Genomic DNA, 17,897 nt, shown 5'->3' with positions numbered 1-17,897 from the left:
AATTTAAAGTTCTTTTGTATTTATCTTTTTAGCTAACTCCAGTGCCGCCTTCCCCACCCTGGGGCCGAATCCGGTAAGATAATGGCCATCCATGGTGACTACCCGATCATTTTGATATGCAGGTGTCTGGGAAATACCCGGAACCTTGGAAAGCCCTTCTTTTCCATTGAGACTGGCGAGCCCGGAATCAAACATAAGGATGACTTCAGGAGAAGCCTCTAACAAAGCCTCGGGAGATAAAGCCCGGAAATTTTCAAAAGACGTGATGGCATTCTCACCTCCGGCTAATTCAATAATCGCCTGGGCTGAAGTATTTTCTCCAGCCACCATCAAATTCCCCCCGCCCCTGGCATAAATAAACAGTATAGAAGGTTTATTCTGCTCATTGATTAGGTATTCACTCAATGCCGTGCTATCTGATATCAACTCTTTTCTTAGTTCATTTATCTCCTTTTCATCAATGGGGATAAACTCTTTTATTTTTTCTGCTACATGCACAGCATTCATTAACGTATACTTGGTCTTTACAGAAACAATTTCTATCGTTGAATTTTCTAGTTGACTGAAAATATCACTCTGTTTTATTTGATCCTCTTCCATAAAAATCACATCCGGGTTTAATCCCAGTATCCCTTCAGCATTCAACTGACTTATATGGCCTAGCTTTTCAATTTGATTTGCTTCCGGGGGATATGTACTGGTCACATCAATACCTACTATCTTATCACCATACCCAAGTTCAAATAATAATTCTGTGAGAAAACCACTCAAAGATACGATTCGCAAATCTTCCTCCTTATCCAACCCTACCACATCTGTACTCTCTCCACCAGAACTGCCTGAAGGCTGGCAATAGGTAAGTAAAAGAATCATCCCCGCTAAAGCCAATAATTTTATTCTCATATTCAAATGGTTTCGATTTAAAATCACAGCTTTACTATTTAACAACAAAAGGTTTGGTAAGAACACTTTCTCCCATTCTTACCATTAAATAATGCATACCCGATCCACTATTGACTTCAGTCGTGATACGATTTGGTCCTTGTCTGATTTGTACTACCTGATTACTTAAATTCTGACCAACCGAATTGTATATTGATACTGTTGCATTGTGTATAGTTCTTTTTGAATCAAATTCTAATGTCAATTGTCCACCCCTGATAGGATTTGGAAACAAATTTGTGGATTTCACAAACGATGGTACCAAAGCATTATTAGCTAAGACTTCAATAAAAGTCTTCTCAAAAGTCGATGTACCAGTAGTGTTATCAAAGTCCAGGAATTGAATTTTCCAAATGCTATCATTTGCAGTCTTTACAAAATAGACCAGATCCTCAGGAACAGAATAAGCTCCGGCATTGAAATCATATGATTTCCAATCATAACCAATGGTTTCAAGATCTGTAGATAAACTATCTGCATAGCTATCAAAAGATACAGTCTCAGGATCTACTCCCTGCGCTTCAGCAACCTCAACCCCTGCATTAATCAAAACTCCGGTAACACTGTACTGTAATATGATCCCTGGACCAGCAACTAACGGAGTAACATATCTCGTAAATTGTAAATCCCATTCTTCGGGTTCTACATCCAAAGCCGCCTGATCTTCCAAAGAATAATATGCCAATGTCTTGCCCATATAGTCAGATGACGCTACACTATCTATGACCTCATTTTCTCCATCAAGGTCAGCATATGTAAATTTATATTGACTATTGCTATATTCATTAATCAGCAATTTTTTGTACACCCCTGACCTTAGTTTTACAATAAAAACTCGGTTACCTGTTAGTATATGGTTCGAGGGACTGTAAAGTCCCCAACCAAAGTCAAAAACATCAGATGTATCAGCAGCTTCATTAAAAGCCCCCTGGCCCCATGATACACTACTATTGAATAGAGTATCCGAGATCATTGTAGTGTCAGCTCCTGCAAAATCCAATGTGTCAATACTATAAAGGCTTACCGCTGTGGCATCATCTGCTCCACTAACAGATTCATTGATCAGAACACCAACACTGCGATTGGCAACGGAAAATGCAATATCCCATTGAGTATAATCAACAGCAGTCTTTTCACCTGAAGCCAGGTCATAATAAACTGTTTGTGTATAGTTGGTTCCCTGATCGATTTGCTCAATTTCCTGGGAAAATACAGGCCATGTACATAGTAGCAAAAATAAAGTGTAAATATTCGTATTCATATAATTAAGTTTATTTGGACTAAGTCTTATTAAATACAAATATATAACAAAACTTCATTCCACAAAAAAGATGGGATAAAAAAATACCTGCAACTCTTTTGCGTACAAACTTTTAACATATGAATTTTGATAATACGGCCAGGTGTCTTTTCTCAAATACCGGGCGTCAATTCACCCCACAATAAAAATTATTTTAAAAGGAATTGATCTAATTGTTGCTTTATACCCCCTAGTGATTCACTGGTATCAACAATCCAACAATTTTCAGGAATTTCTAAAAGATCAAATTGTGATCTCAATAGTGAAGGAGGCATAAAGTGCTCCCTGGATTGCATCCTTTGGTAAATTGTAGTATAGTCACACTTCAACCACACCCATTGAAAACAATCTCTAGGAATACCGCTAATTAAAATCTCGCGGTAAGAAGCTTTTAGTGCTGAACACGCAAAAACAACATTTTCTCTTTCAATTTTCTTCTTTACAAAGGTGTTAATATTCACTAGCCAACCATACCGATCTTCATCGGTGAGAGGCTTACCGGAAGTCATCTTTTGAACATTGGCTACAGGATGGAAGTGGTCACCATCATAAAAGGAACAATTGAACTTTTCTGCAATCATTTTACCAATTGTAGTCTTCCCACTGCCAGATACACCCATGATATACATTATAATACCGCTCATACTAGCCTACAATTAATTAAAATTATTACATGCAAATTGAAAATAAAATTACAATATACGTAACAAAAAACCCACTTTCCAAATCAATGAAAAGTGGGTTAAAAGCTTAATAAAAAGCTAAACATCTACTATAGCTCCATTCCAGGGACTATTTTTTCAGGAATTTTTTAGAATGTACTCCATCCCTTCCGATTACTCGAACGAAATAAATTCCTGATGACAAACTGCTAACATCAATATAATCTACATCAGATGCATTATTAATTTGTCTAACAACATCTCCCTGGTAATTGATAATTGAGACCCTAAGTGAGCTTATTTCCTGAGGGCTTAATGTTGGAAATTCCAAAGAAACATAATTTGCTACAGGATTTGGAAATACTGATACCTCAACTTCATCAGGTACAGGTTTTAGTCCGGTTGAATCCACTCCGAATCCGCATTCCAATAACTCCTTGATAATCTGTCCGCGTAATTCACCGCCGGGGTTATTCTCCGTATGGATATTCACATACGTCTCGCCCATTCGAACCAACTCTGCAAACTCCGAGGTCATTGGCGTGGCACTCGAATCCGTGAAGTATAAAAATGCCCCGTTGTTCATAAATGCATCACTGAAGTTTAAAATCACATCTCCGTCTTCGCCCATCACCCCATTGTGTATGTGCGATCCTGCAAAATCCGAACTCAATTCATTCGATACTACCATCAAATGCGCTTCGTCCATCCCGCGGTTGAAGGCAAATATTCCCGAGCCACTCACCGAATCAGCCATTACCGGTGCATTCACCTGCTGGTCCGGGCATATATTAAAGGCATACCCGTCTCGAGCCAACCGGTACAATTGACCTCGAACCTCGCCAGCCGGAAAGGCCTCCGTGTGTACATTGATGTAATTGTCTCCCGACAACATCGTATTTACCAAATCCGCACTTACTGATGCGTCTTCTCCCTGGATCGTCCAGCCGTCTATACCGTCCGTCAGGTTCAATACCACATCTCCTGATACTCCTAACTCTCCTGAGTGAATATGTGCTCCCGTAATCGGGCCCGTCAATGACGAGGTCTGTACCCAGTAATCTACCGTCTCCAGTTCCGAATCCAGTACAAACAACCCTAAGCCTATCCCGTTGTTATCCGCCGAGGGGGCTTCCTGACCGCCTGTCATCCACGTATCTATCACTACCCCATGCGTCGGTGCTAACTGCGCTCGGATCTCTCCGCCAGGGTTCGCTTCCGTATGTACATTCAAGTAGATCTCGCCTGCGTTCAACGCTTCTATATAATCTCCTGCTTCTATCTTGATCTTGATCGACTCTCCGATCACCAAATCCGTCAGGTTCTCTACAACATCACCGTTCTCTCCCGCTGAACCCATGTGCAAGTGCGCACCCGTAATCGGACCGGTTAATCCGCTCCACTGTGCATTCAATTCCAATATGTTCGTGTTCGGTGTATAGTGCGCCGTTACCAGTCCGCTCGCATCCGCTTCTACCGACGGTACTTCAGAAGAACCGCTCATCCAACCCGTATAACTGTGCGGTGCTTCCAGCGATAATTGCCCACGCAATTCTCCACCCGGATTATTCTCCGTATGTACGTTCACATACAAGTGGCCTTCCAACAACTTCGTCATCAAACTGTCCGTAATCTCAAAACTCTGCGTAATCCGGCCGTTCGTATAACTGTCGCTCATATTGATCAATACATCGCCGTTCTCTCCCGAAGGTGCTTCGTGTATATGCGCACCTGCAAAAGAACTACTCAATCCACTTACCGTCACATTGATCGTTCCCATGGTGCGGTCTTCATTGAAATGGACCGTCGCAACGCCTACTGCATCCGTCTCTACCGACGGTACTTCCGCGCCACCTGTCAACCGGGATGTGACCAGTATGTCACTGCCAAATCCCGGATCTTCTACTACTATCTCTGGTTGGTTCACCGTATCCACTCCGACTCCGCATTCCAATAACTCCTTGATAATCTGTCCGCGTAATTCACCGCCGGGGTTATTCTCCGTATGGATATTCACATACGTCTCGCCCATTCGAACCAACTCTGCAAACTCCGAGGTCATTGGCGTGGCACTCGAATCCGTGAAGTATAAAAATGCCCCGTTGTTCATAAATGCATCACTGAAGTTTAAAATCACATCTCCGTCTTCGCCCATCACCCCATTGTGTATGTGCGATCCTGCAAAATCCGAACTCAATTCATTCGATACTACCATCAAATGCGCTTCGTCCATCCCGCGGTTGAAGGCAAATATTCCCGAGCCACTCACCGAATCAGCCATTACCGGTGCATTCACCTGCTGGTCCGGGCATATATTAAAGGCATACCCGTCTCGAGCCAACCGGTACAATTGACCTCGAACCTCGCCAGCCGGAAAGGCCTCCGTGTGTACATTGATGTAATTGTCTCCCGACAACATCGTATTTACCAAATCCGCACTTACTGATGCGTCTTCTCCCTGGATCGTCCAGCCGTCTATACCGTCCGTCAGGTTCAATACCACATCTCCTGATACTCCTAACTCTCCTGAGTGAATATGTGCTCCCGTAATCGGGCCCGTCAATGACGAGGTCTGTACCCAGTAATCTACCGTCTCCAGTTCCGAATCCAGTACAAACAACCCTAAGCCTATCCCGTTGTTATCCGCCGAGGGGGCTTCCTGACCGCCTGTCATCCACGTATCTATCACTACCCCATGCGTCGGTGCTAACTGCGCTCGGATCTCTCCGCCAGGGTTCGCTTCCGTATGTACATTCAAGTAGATCTCGCCTGCGTTCAACGCTTCTATATAATCTCCTGCTTCTATCTTGATCTTGATCGACTCTCCGATCACCAAATCCGTCAGGTTCTCTACAACATCACCGTTCTCTCCCGCTGAACCCATGTGCAAGTGCGCACCCGTAATCGGACCGGTTAATCCGCTCCACTGTGCATTCAATTCCAATATGTTCGTGTTCGGTGTATAGTGCGCCGTTACCAGTCCGCTCGCATCCGCTTCTACCGACGGTACTTCAGAAGAACCGCTCATCCAACCCGTATAACTGTGCGGTGCTTCCAGCGATAATTGCCCACGCAATTCTCCACCCGGATTATTCTCCGTATGTACGTTCACATACAAGTGGCCTTCCAACAACTTCGTCATCAAACTGTCCGTAATCTCAAAACTCTGCGTAATCCGGCCGTTCGTATAACTGTCGCTCATATTGATCAATACATCGCCGTTCTCTCCCGAAGGTGCTTCGTGTATATGCGCACCTGCAAAAGAACTACTCAATCCACTTACCGTCACATTGATCGTTCCCATGGTGCGGTCTTCATTGAAATGGACCGTCGCAACGCCTACTGCATCCGTCTCTACCGACGGTACTTCCGCGCCACCTGTCAACCGGGATGTGACCAGTATGTCACTGCCAAATCCCGGATCTTCTACTACTATCTCTGGTTGGTTACGCGGCTCCTCCATTTCCTGAGGAACTCCTGCACGATCAATTGAAGATGCGCCTGGAAACTCTTTCGAATAGTATGGAGCAAAATTCCCTGAGCTTTCAGGTACATCAAATGCTAACACTAAGCCACCTGATTTTGCTCTTTCAGCCACATAAATTTCATTTTCTTCTGGGTCAAAAGCTACATCAACCGGATTACCTAAATGAGTTTTGGAACCAGAGATCCTGATTTGTTCACCTGTACGGATAATATTATCTGCCGAAGCTTGTTTAAAATTATGTATTATCACCAGCGCTCCATCCGAATCACTTGCAGCGCTTCCTATATCTGTAAGAACCATTACATCTGATTGAGAATCATAAGTAATACCATGTGTCCGAACCAGGTCTTCAATGATATATTCTTCGGTTGGCTCTACTTTACCTTCCCTGTAATTAAAGAAATTTTTAATGTATGCAATTTTATTGGAATTATCTTCCACAGCATACATATGAGGACCGTCCAGTGTAATTCCCCAGACATTAAAGTCAACATCATACGTTTTAAATAGCCCAAACGTGGTAGGACTTACAACATAAATATAGAGTTTATTTTCAAAATTATTTTCGGCACTGGCATCCTGTGCCACTACCAACCTGTCACTATGTGAAGCCAATCCACGTCCATTGGTAAAATCCTTTAATGAATGTCCTGTATATCTGGGGTTTTTACCTTCATCCAAACTTTTGTTAATGTCACTATAGGCTACCAATCTATTTGCTGATCTATTAATTTGATACAATGCATCTTGGCTCCTATTGAAATATAGTCCATCTGCGTCATCGCCCTTTACTTTGAAACTATTCATTTCCAACATGTTATTATTAAACACATCGAATGTACCAACCGTCCCTTCTGTGTTGGAAGAAACAAAAAACTGAGAGATTTTAGCCGGAGCTTCGACCTCTTGATCTTCTCCAGCAAAATATACCGCAGATGCTCCCGCAAACTTTTTCGAGTAGACCGGAGCAGAATTCCCTGAGGTATTTGGAGTTCTGAATCCTAAAATTTGGCCTCCCTGGTTGGCCCTTTCAGCGATATATATCATTTGATTTACAGCATCAAAAGCGATGTCTACCGGATTACCCAATTGGGTTTCGTCGCCTTCCACTCTCATTTGTTCATCCAGTGAAATCACGCCATCCTGAGCAGCACTAGAAAAATTATAAATAATCACAAAGGCTCCATCTGAGTCACTTCCAGCATCACCCACATCCGTCAGGAACATTGCATCTGAAGCAGCACTGTAGCTGATTCCATGAGTTCGAACGATACCTTCGATTTCATATACATTTGATGGACTGATAGAATCTCCTGACTGTGCAAATATATTTCTAAATTGCAATAACCTATTGGAGTTATCTTCAATAGCCCAAAGGTCAGCATCTGCTAAGTGGATTCCCCAAAGGTTTTCACTTACGTTAAATTTTTGATCAAAACTTAATTGACCTGAAGAGATGGAGTAGATAATTAATGCGTTTTGGCTTTCATTTGCATCACTAGCATCCTGAGCAACCACCATACGATCATTTGAAGCGGCAATCTCTCTTCCGTTGACAAAATCGGATGAAGAGGTATATTCAAGAACAGGATCTTTATTAAAATCCAACATTTTATTTACATCTGAATAGGTATTAACTACATTTTCAGTTCTATTTAATTGGTATAATAAGTCTTCCTCCCAATCAAAATAAATACCATCGGCATCCATTGCCTGGCTTTTCATTTTCCTTGCTTTAATATTATTCCAATTAGAAACATTGAGAACATTAATGATAGGCTGGGTATTGGAAGAAACAAAAAGTTGACCTGTTCGCTCTTCTGGCAAGACTAAATCACCAGCAAATGAATGAAGGTTTACTGAAGAAGCTCCTGGAAATAAATCGTCATAACCTGGAGCAAAATTACCCGAATTGGTGGGCATTTCAAACCCTAAAAATTGACCTCCTTTATTGGCTCTTTCTGCCACATATATCATATTGAAGGCAGGGTCATATGCCACATCAACCGGATTCCCAAGATGAGTATTATTTCCGTAAATTCTAATCTGTTCATCTCTTGAGATATAATTATCATTGCTTGCAGAACTAAAGTTATGGATTATAATCAATCCTCCATCATTTGCACTTCCAGCATCACCAATATCTGTCAGGATCATCAAGTCTTCTTTCTCATAATAGGTTATCCCATGCGTCCGGGTCAAGCCCTGCACCTCATATATTTCATCGGGGTCTACATTACTACGGTCTCTATTATTGAAAATACTTTTAAAAAATGCAATTTTATTAGAATTGTCTACAACAGCGTATAAATCATTTCTGTCCAATGTAATTCCCCATAAATTAATATCCACGGAATAAGTTTTTTCATAACCAATTCCCCTTGGCTTTACGCTATAGATTACCAATTCATTTTCATCTCCGTTAGCAGGAGAAGCGTCCTGTGCTATAACCATACGATTATTGTAGACGGCTACTTCTCTACCGTTTTCGAATCGAGAGAATGACCGGGAAGTCAGCCTTGGAGGTAAGTCTCCATTTTGGAAACTTTCATTTACATTACTATAGGCGTCAATGACATTTTCAGACCTATTTAACTGATAAATCGCATCATTTTTGGCATCATAATAAATTCCATCTGCGTCGTCGGCAAAATTTTTAAAACCCCATTTAAAAATTGATTCGTCCGTAAGAATGGAATAAATTCCAACCCTTGACATGGTATTTGAAGACACGAATACCTGGGAGACAGGGTCATTTACATCGGCCATCGGGTTTTGAAAATTCATTGTAGGTTCTCCATCTGGTGGTGACTCTCCAAAGAGTACTCCAGGTGAAAATCCACTTAAAATAATAAGCGAATAAAAAATTAGGTGTAGATGCTTCATAAGTAAATATTTTTTGATTAAAAGATATTCTGTCAATTAAAAGACATCACACCTACGTAATAGGTATTTATATGGATTTCGAAAAATGGTATTTTTTCAAAAAATGTTTTAAAAAAAAACCAATATTACCTCTATTTAAAGCTAGAATTCAAAGATTATAGCCAACGAAGTGTGCTCACAATATTATTATCCTTAAATTAACCTGAGTTTGACGAATGGTTATAAGTTCAGAGGAAGTGGAAGAGGAATATACAAGACAGTTTGATAAAGTTTTTCGGGCAAACACAAAAGGATGGAACGCAGTAAATTCATCTTGCCAATCCAGGCTTTTGAATTGGGAATATGGATTAACTACTTGAAGAAGGCCATCTCCTTCCTGTTCTCTAGTGATCTGAATCCTAAAAATTTCGGATTCAGGTTAAATTAATATTCCATTATGAAATCGGGATATAAGAGAACGTTTATTACAATGTATAATATGCTGATATGATAAAAAAAATTGCTACTACAAAACGAGGAAAATCCAAATTATTAAATCGAAGAAATTTTATCCAGAAAACTTCAGCTGCAATATCGGGAATGGGATTGATCGGTCCTTTCCCATTTATACAGTCTTCAGCAGATACATTCGACGAAATATTTTCATTAGGTGTTGCTTCTGGGGATCCACTTCCTAGCAGCGTAGTAATATGGACTCGACTGGCTCCTAAACCGTTAGAAGGGGGTGGGATGCCAGCAGAAGAGGTAGAAGTTAGGTGGGATATTTCTACAGATAAATCTTTTGATTCTATCCTTGTATCAGGAAATTTTATAGCCGTCCCTGAATTGGGACACTCCGTTCACGTGGAAGTATTTGGCCTGGAACCATCCAATCACTATTTTTATCGCTTCAAAGCGAAAGGCCAAACGAGTCCAGTTGGAAAAACAAAAACTGCACCGCCTTATAACGCAGATTTAAAAGAATTAAACTTTGCATTTGCGTCCTGTCAAAACTATCAAAGCGGATTCTATACAGCATATGATCATATGATAAAAGAAGATCTTGACGTAGTATTTTTTCTTGGCGATTATATATATGAGGGTGGTAGTAATACGAATTTTAGAAGCCATCTACCACAAAAAGAAACCACATCTCTTGAAGACTACAGGATCAGATATGGTCAATATAAAAGTGACCCATCCCTTAAAGCCGCACATGCAGCATTTCCCTGGATTGTAACTCCTGATGATCACGAAGTAAAAAATAATTGGGGCGGTGAAGGCCCTCCTTATGAAAATAATGATACATTCCTTACCCGAAGATCTGCAGCGTTTCAGGCATATTATGAACATATGCCTCTTAGAAAGAGTGCCATTCCAATGGATATGAATATCCAATTGTACCGAAGGTTTAATTTTGGTAACCTGGCAGAATTCAGTGTTTTGGATACCAGACAGTTTCGTACAAACTTTGCATGCCAGGATGGTTGGAAAGCAGGATGTGGAGAAAGGATGGATCCCAGACGCACAATGCTTGGGTTTAATCAGGAAAATTGGCTTTTTGAAAACTTAAGTCGTTCTTCGTCCCGATGGAACATACTCGCGCAACAAGTACAAATTGCGGAAGTAGGGAGGAAAATAGAATCAAAAGTCCAATATAATATGGATAAGTGGAGTGGATATGTTGGTACAAGAGAAAGATTATGGGATACTATCCGTTACCACGATGTTTCCAATTTTGTGGTACTGACAGGTGATTCCCACAAAAACTGGGTCAACGATTTACTCACTGATTTTAATGATCCTCAATCCCGGATTTTGGGAACCGAATTTATGGGCACAAGTATTACATCAGGAGGGGACGGAATGGAAATAAACGAAGCCGGGGAGAAAATTATGAATGAAAATGCTCATGTTAAATTTTATAATGCACAAAGGGGATATGTACGATGTAAGCTAACCCATGATGAAATGCGGACCGATTTCAAGGTAGTACCATTTGTGTCCAAACCCAATGCGCCTGTTAAGACCCGCGCAACCTTTGTAGTAAATAATGGGATAGCAGGAGCCGTACAATTATAGCAGTATAAAATCCTGACAGGATCACAATGAATAAAAGTAATTAACCATTTTTTCCCTTTCATCTCTGTCCGGCAATAACCCAAAGCCAGCTCCCAGATTATCCAGAGCATGTCGGGGATTGGAAGTACCGGGTATGACGCATGTTACAGCCGGGTGCCCCAAAATAAATTTTAGAAAATACTGCCCCCAACTATTGATTCCGTATTCTTTTGACCATTGGGGTAAGGGTTTATCTTTAACATGTCCAAACAAAGAACCTCCTTCATACGGGCTATTAATAATCACGGCAACCCCCGAATCCTGACAAGCCTCCAGTAAAAATTTTTCCGCATTACGATCTCGAATCGAGTAATTGAACTGCACAAAATCAATTGGTTGGGAACGGACAATTTCTTGAAGTTGCCTGTGTGAAGAATTGGTATAATGCGTAACTCCAATATATCTGATTTTTCCATCTTCTTTCCAATTCAATAGAGTATCAAGATGTACTTTCCAATCCACCAGATTGTGAATTTGCATAAGATCAATTACCTCTCTATTCATTCTGGAAAAAGATTGAGTAATCTGTTCAATACCTGATTGTTTTCCACGGGTCCATACTTTTGTTGCATAAAAATAATGATCGGGATACCCTGATCTTTGCGTTAATTCTCCCACTACTTTTTCCGCGCGTCCATACATAGGGGAACTATCGATTACTTTTCCACCCTTTTTATACATGGTTTGTAGTACCTGAAACAGAGGGTCCCTATCAGATGCTGATTTTCCCACATCAAATTGCTGCCAGGTACCCAAACCTACTGCAGGAATTCGTTCGTTGGAAGAAGGGATGGTACGATTCAGTATACTCTCTGAATACGCATTATCAAGAATAGTTTCCATAAAATAGGTGGATAAAGTAGATTGTAAGGCAGCAATATTTAACCCTGCAAGTCCCATTATCTTTATTACATCCCTGCGAGTAGTACTAATCTTCATAACTATTGAATATACAAAATTAATGCAGGATCATACCAAACCAAGAACCCCCTTTTGAAACTAACTATCATTCAATAACAGGTATAATTCATTCCTTTCCATTGCCCACAATCGTATTAATAATCCCATCCTCAATATTATCCCATAAATATTCAAAAAAAGAATGAGTAGGGTCTCTTACAATATCCATATTCCCATGCCGGTAACCAAGGCTGTCAACGGATGAATTCTTACTAATAAATAATTTCCCCAAATTGGATATAATTGAATTTACCCGAAAACCATCTCTTTTTAAAACCAAAAATTCAAAATCTTCATATTTCATTTTAATATTTCCTGAAGATGTAAACATGTCACCGTTTAAATCAAAATACATTTCAGACAAATACCCCCTAATCTTAAAATCTGGTTCCAAAAACGAATTTATACTTTCACCGCGGAAATTAAATACAGATCCCTCAGCTGAAAACTCATCATTTGGATTATTGACATAAAAATTCCAGTACAACCGGATATCCGCATGTCCCATAAAATTTGAACTTGCAGATATGGTCGTTTCCTCATTATTGGCAACTGTATTTGAAAGATTATTAATATCACCGTTTACGTTCTCAAAATAAAGCCTGTTTTCATTATTACCCAGGCTATCTGTTTCACTATACTCAATAAATCCTTCAGAAATATAAACGGAATCGATGTCAATTTGGATGGGCAAATTTCGAAGTAGTGTAATATGAAGATCAACTGGTTCTTTTTTGTCAGAAACATTCTGATTTCTCAACATACTAAGTGAAGCATGATTTATGCTCCATTTATCACCTTCAGCTTTGAATGAATTGTTAACTAAATTTACTTGAAAGTTTTCAATACTCATATTGGGTATTGAAAACAATATCTGATTCCGTTCATCCTCCAATACCTTGGATAAACCCGAATTATTATTATTTGAAATATAATCAAGAGTATGCACAGTAATTCTTCCCTCTCGGTATGATAAACTATCAATACCTATATGTTTATTGGGGCTAAAATTATAAAAAGAATAACCAGTGGTACACTCAATTTCGGAATATTGAGCAGGTACTCCTTTTATAAGTTCTTTCAAATTCCCTTTTATATTAAATATTGAAATATTGAGATCATTTACTTCCATTTGAACACTATCCTTTCCTCCTTTCACCAACTGTACAATACCATTATCCAAATTTAATGCTTTCAGGGTAAATGGGATTGAATCAAAGTTTACTTTACTATCTGATATAGTCATACCAGTAGAAACAATATCTTCATACTTTATGAAAATTGGTTCCTCAAAATACCATTCATCAAAATCTATATGTCCCGTAGTAAGATAGGATCCATATCGGAAGCCCTTTACCTTCATTTGTTTACTGAACAAACTTAATTGGATAAATTTTAAAGAATCATCCAGAATTTCAATATTAAGATTATTTAGAAAAACACTACCTGTAAACAAATTAATTGACAAATCATCATAATCAAGGATAATAGCAGGAGCCCTTATTTCATCCAGAAAAATTACAATCCTATTCTTTATCCAAAAATGTAGGCAGATTAGAGATACTACAACTACTATCGGAACCAAAATGAACCAGCGTTTTGATTTATTTATCATTTCCAACTTTTACAACCCTTAATCAGGAATAAGTCCTACTCTGAAATATGATTTTAATAAATATAAAACCAAGATGAAAGAAAAGATAGCTAAAAACTTGTATTACCAAACACATTGGTCAACTAAGGCAAAATATTTAACCTTCTCATGAATACAATTTCACCTTGTCTTCTTAAAGCAAGAAAAGGATTTCACTGAGGAAGGGAAAAAATTCACCTTTTAAAATTGCTCCAATGGAGTATCCATTTATACTACATAAAAAGTAAAAGCCCACCTATGTTCAAAGAACTTAGATGGGCTTTGTCGGGATGACTGGATTCGAACCAGCGACCCCACGACCCCCAGCCGTGTGCGCTACCGGCCTGCGCCACATCCCGAATATAAGGATTGCAAATATACAGTTGATATTGTAAAAAGTATAATTTAAACAGTAAAAAGCAATGGTTATTAGACAAAAAAAAAGCCTAAACAGATTGACTACTGTTTAGGCTTAAAAGTAAAAAAAAAGGCGGCGACCTACTCTCCCACCCATATAGGGCAGTACCATCAGCGCTGAAAGGCTTAACTTCTCTGTTCGGAATGGTAAGAGGTGGGACCCCTTCGCTAAAACCACCTAAAGATCTTAATACACCATTTGTGTATATATATTTCTTGAATTCATTAAAAAAACAAGAGGAAAGAGTAGAATAAATATAAAAAAAAGGAAGCGTTCGGGTAATTAGTACTACTTGGCTCCATACATCACTGCACTTCCACCTATAGCCTATCAACGTAGTCGTCTACTACGACCCTAAAGGAATACTCATCTTAGAGATGGCTTCGCACTTAGATGCTTTCAGTGCTTATCCATTCCGTACATAGCTACCCTGCAATGCGACTGGCGTCACAACAGGTACACTAGAGGTACGTCCAACTCGGTCCTCTCGTACTAGAGTCAGACCTCTTCAATATTCCTGCGCCCACAACAGATAGAGACCGAACTGTCTTGCGACGTTCTGAACCCAGCTCGCGTGCCGCTTTAATGGGCGAACAGCCCAACCCTTGGGACCTTCTCCAGCCCCAGGATGCGACGAGCCGACATCGAGGTGCCAAACCTCCCCGTCGATATGAGCTCTTGGGGGAGATCAGCCTGTTATCCCCGGAGTACCTTTTATCCTTTGAGCGATGACCCATCCATGAGGGATCACCGGATCACTTTAGCCTGCTTTCGCACCTGTTCGAGATGTCTCTCTCACAGTCAAGCGCCCTTATACTAATACGCTCTTCGTACCATTACCAACGGTACTGAGGGCACCTTTGCGAGCCTCCGTTACTTTTTAGGAGGCGACCACCCCAGTCAAACTACCCACCACACAATGTCCCCTGCTTTTACAAGGTTAGAACCAAGATATAGAAAGGGTGGTATTTCAAGGGCGACTCCACAGCCACTAGCGCGGCCACTTCGCAGTCTCCCACCTATCCTGCACATTCTATATCCTAGACCAATGTGAAGTTGTAGTAAAGGTTCACGGGGTCTTTTCGTCCCGTTGCGGGTAATCGGCATCTTCACCGATACTTCAATTTCACCGAGCTCGTGGTTGAGACAGTGCCCAGATCGTTGCACCATTCGTGCAGGTCGGAACTTACCCGACAAGGAATTTCGCTACCTTAGGACCGTTATAGTTACGGCCGCCGTTTACTGGGGCTTCAGTCAAATGCTTTGTCCGAAGACTAACATCCTTCCTTAACCTTCCAGCACCGGGCAGGTGTCAGACCCTATACATCGTCTTACGATTTTGCAGAGTCCTGTGTTTTTGCTAAACAGTCGCCTGGGCCTATTCACTGCGGCTCTAATTAAAAACAAGAGCGCCCCTTCTCCCGAAGTTACGGGGCTAATTTGCCTAGTTCCTTAACCACGAATCACTCGAGCGCCTTAGAATACTCATCTCGACTACCTGTGTCGGTTTATGGTACGGGCTGTATATATCTGAAGCTTAGAGACTTTTCTTGGAAGTATGCTTGGGACCACTATCACCTCACCCAGAGGGTTTGGTGTACTATCGTATTTCAGTTCACTAGCGGATTTGCCTACTAGATCAACACCTACGTACTTCAAGGCTGTATTCCGTCACAGCCCGGGTCTTACGCGACTTCGTCCTCCCATCGCAATATATACAGGTACCGGAATATTAACCGGTTTGCCATCGGCTACGCCTTTCGGCTACACCTTAGGACCCGACTAACCCTGATCTGATTAGCATAGATCGAGGAAACCTTAGTCTTTCGGCGAATGGGTTTCTCACCCATTTTATCGTTACTCATGCCTACATTTTCTTTTCTACACACTCCATCATTTCTCGCGAAACAACTTCAGTATCTGTAGAATGCTCCCCTACCACTTATACAATTGTATAAATCCAAAGCTTCGGTGGTATATTTGATGCCCGATTATTTTCCGCGCACAGACGCTCGACTAGTGAGCTGTTACGCACTCTTTAAATGAATTGCTGCTTCCAAGCAAACATCCTAGCTGTCAATGCATCCGCACCTCGTTCGATTCAACTTAATATACACTTAGGGACCTTAGCTGTTGGTCTGGGTTGTTCCCCTCTCGGCTATGGACCTTAGCACCCATAGCCTCACTGTTGCTGTAGTGACATGGCATTCGGAGTTCATCAGGGTTTGGTAGGCGGTGAAGCCCCCTAGCCCTATTGGTAGCTCTACCTCCATGACACTCTCCACAACGCTGCACCTAAATGCATTTCGGGGAGTACGAGCTATTTCCGGGTTTGATTAGCCTTTCACCCCTACCCACAGGTCATCCAAAGACTTTTCAACGTCTACTGGTTCGGTCCTCCACCCCGAGACTATCGGAGCTTCAACCTGCCCATGGGTAGATCACCCGGTTTCGCGTCTACCCCCACTAGCTGTCGCCCTGTTAAGACTTGCTTTCGCTACGCCTACTCCGCTGAACGGATTAAACTGGCTAGTGAGGAGTAACTCGTAGGCTCATTATGCAAAAGGCACGCCGTCATTCCATATAAATACAGAACTCCGACCGCTTGTAAGCGTATGGTTTCAGGATCTTTTCACTCCCCTTCTTGGGGTTCTTTTCACCTTTCCCTCACGGTACTGGTTCACTATCGGTCTCATGAAAGTATTTAGCCTTACCAGATGGTGCTGGCAGATTCATACAGGATTTCTCCGGTCCCGTACTACTCAGGATACTAATTAATTACAACTAAACTATAAATACAGGACTATCACCTTCTATGGTTGAACTTTCCAGAACATTCTCCTTATTAGTTATAATCGTATATTAGTCCTACAACCCCGACCTGATAAACAGATCGGTTTGGGCTAATTCGCGTTCGCTCGCCACTACTTGCGAAATCACTATTGTTTTCTCTTCCTCCGGGTACTTAGATGTTTCAGTTCTCCGGGTTAGCAACGCCAAAGCGTCGTCATGTCTTCAACATGACAGGTTTCCCTATTCGGACATCTACGGATCAAAGATTGTGTGCATCTCCCCGTAGCTTATCGCAGCTTACCACGTCCTTCGTCGCCTTCATGAGCCTAGGCATCCTCCATACGCCCTTATTTGCTTCCTATTCTTCGAGTTATTCAGTTTTCAATGAAATTGAAAAAAATTTTCAAATTAAATTTGAAACGCTTATACTCTTTCCTACTTGTCAAAGAACTCTTTAAAAATTATCTTTTTATCGACCCTCTTCGCAATCACTATTGCTAAAGGGACGGCAAATATACGTCAGTTTTTTAAAACTGCAAATATTTTTCTATTTTTTTTAAAAAAAAGATTGGGAGAAAAAATTTTGCTGAGCCAAAGGATAGAATGTATCTCATTTTCTGTAAAACAGAAAGAGATCTTACTCGAAAAAGAGGTATTCCAGCCGCACCTTCCGGTACGGCTACCTTGTTACGACTTAGCCCCAGTTACCGGTCTTA

At 40.9% G+C, this 17,897-nt stretch carries 7 protein-coding genes, 1 tRNA gene and 3 rRNA genes; 1 reads left to right on the top strand and 10 read right to left on the bottom strand.

All coding sequences use genetic code 11. The features are described 5' to 3' along the window. Positions 1-3: 3 nt before the first annotated feature. The 4 genes from LVD47_RS16325 to LVD47_RS16310 all read right to left on the bottom strand — a co-directional run bounded on the left by LVD47_RS16325 (position 4) and on the right by LVD47_RS16310 (position 9,277). Positions 4-903 carry a heme/hemin ABC transporter substrate-binding protein gene (locus tag LVD47_RS16325; RefSeq protein WP_236978833.1) on the bottom strand — a complete coding sequence of 300 codons (900 nt, stop codon included), beginning with the start codon at positions 901-903 and terminating at the stop codon, positions 4-6. Between the two features lie 34 nt (positions 904-937). Beyond that, positions 938-2,203, bottom strand: coding sequence for an HmuY family protein (locus LVD47_RS16320; protein ID WP_236978832.1), 1,266 nt, complete (start codon positions 2,201-2,203; stop codon positions 938-940). Between the two features lie 188 nt (positions 2,204-2,391). Next, the gene (locus LVD47_RS16315) at positions 2,392-2,886 is read right to left on the bottom strand and encodes a gluconokinase (RefSeq protein WP_236978831.1); all 495 of its coding nucleotides are present in this window, start codon (positions 2,884-2,886) and stop codon (positions 2,392-2,394) included. Positions 2,887-3,034: 148 nt separating this feature from the next. Continuing rightward, positions 3,035-9,277 (bottom strand): CHRD domain-containing protein, encoded by a 6,243-nt coding sequence (locus tag LVD47_RS16310; protein WP_236978830.1) that lies wholly within the window; start codon positions 9,275-9,277, stop codon positions 3,035-3,037. Between the two features lie 486 nt (positions 9,278-9,763). Here LVD47_RS16310 and LVD47_RS16305 point away from each other — a divergent pair, with 486 nt between their 5' ends. Continuing rightward, a complete protein-coding gene (locus LVD47_RS16305; RefSeq protein ID WP_236978829.1) occupies positions 9,764-11,338 on the top strand; it encodes an alkaline phosphatase D family protein in 1,575 nt (524 codons plus the stop codon). A 21-nt stretch (positions 11,339-11,359) separates the two neighbouring features. On the opposite strand, the gene LVD47_RS16300 is transcribed toward LVD47_RS16305, so the two are convergent. From LVD47_RS16300 to LVD47_RS16275, 6 genes are all read right to left on the bottom strand, one after another. Next, complete coding sequence (locus LVD47_RS16300; RefSeq protein ID WP_439652027.1) at positions 11,360-12,184, bottom strand: aldo/keto reductase; 825 nt, start codon at positions 12,182-12,184, stop codon at positions 11,360-11,362. A gap of 220 nt (positions 12,185-12,404) precedes the next feature. Beyond that, the gene (locus tag LVD47_RS16295; protein WP_236978827.1) at positions 12,405-13,952 is read right to left on the bottom strand and encodes a hypothetical protein; all 1,548 of its coding nucleotides are present in this window, start codon (positions 13,950-13,952) and stop codon (positions 12,405-12,407) included. A 303-nt stretch (positions 13,953-14,255) separates the two neighbouring features. Continuing rightward, a tRNA-Pro gene (locus tag LVD47_RS16290) sits at positions 14,256-14,329 on the bottom strand. A 126-nt stretch (positions 14,330-14,455) separates the two neighbouring features. Continuing rightward, positions 14,456-14,569: ribosomal RNA gene (gene rrf, locus LVD47_RS16285) — 5S ribosomal RNA — on the bottom strand. A gap of 81 nt (positions 14,570-14,650) precedes the next feature. Next, positions 14,651-17,542: ribosomal RNA gene (locus LVD47_RS16280) — 23S ribosomal RNA — on the bottom strand. Positions 17,543-17,826: 284 nt separating this feature from the next. Beyond that, positions 17,827-17,897: ribosomal RNA gene (locus tag LVD47_RS16275) — 16S ribosomal RNA — on the bottom strand; the annotation flags it as partial.

Source organism: Membranihabitans maritimus (genome assembly GCF_021729145.1).
Lineage (GTDB): Bacteria > Bacteroidota > Bacteroidia > Chitinophagales > Saprospiraceae > Membranihabitans > Membranihabitans maritimus.
This window is presented reverse-complemented; position numbering and strand designations above follow the sequence as displayed.

Excerpts from the sequence above, each read along its gene's own strand:
- LVD47_RS16310 (WP_236978830.1), bottom strand. The coding sequence starts at position 9,277 with ATGAAGCATCTACACCTAATTTTTTATTCGCTTATTATTTTAAGTGGA.
- LVD47_RS16315 (WP_236978831.1), bottom strand. The coding sequence starts at position 2,886 with ATGAGCGGTATTATAATGTATATCATGGGTGTATCTGGCAGTGGGAAG.
- LVD47_RS16295 (WP_236978827.1), bottom strand. The coding sequence starts at position 13,952 with ATGATAAATAAATCAAAACGCTGGTTCATTTTGGTTCCGATAGTAGTT.
- LVD47_RS16305 (WP_236978829.1), top strand. The coding sequence starts at position 9,764 with ATGATAAAAAAAATTGCTACTACAAAACGAGGAAAATCCAAATTATTA.
- LVD47_RS16320 (WP_236978832.1), bottom strand. The coding sequence starts at position 2,203 with ATGAATACGAATATTTACACTTTATTTTTGCTACTATGTACATGGCCT.
- LVD47_RS16325 (WP_236978833.1), bottom strand. The coding sequence starts at position 903 with ATGAGAATAAAATTATTGGCTTTAGCGGGGATGATTCTTTTACTTACC.